Annotated in this window: 1 pseudogene; it reads left to right on the top strand. The window is 49.6% G+C overall.

The features are described 5' to 3' along the window. Positions 1 to 256: pseudogene (locus LD028_RS09205) on the top strand (TIGR00159 family protein); the annotation flags it as partial.

Genomic DNA, 256 nt, shown 5'->3' on the forward strand with positions numbered 1-256 from the left:
TGATGATTCGCGGGACGAAGGCCATTCAGCTGTTAAAAGGCATTTTTTTAATTATTTTGGTTCGTTTCGTGAGCAATTATCTCGGTTTGACAACGCTGCAATGGCTGATGGATCAGGCGATCATTTGGGGATTTCTCGCGATCATCATCATTTTTCAACCAGAATTGCGGCGCGCCCTTGAGCAGCTCGGCCGCGGACGGCTGTTCACCCGCAATACGGTCAATGAAGATGAAGAGCGGATGCGAATGGTGGAGGC

It is taken from the genome of Anoxybacillus sp. LAT27 (assembly GCF_022030075.1).
In the GTDB taxonomy this organism is placed as follows: Bacteria; Bacillota; Bacilli; order Bacillales; family Anoxybacillaceae; genus Anoxybacillus; species Anoxybacillus kestanbolensis.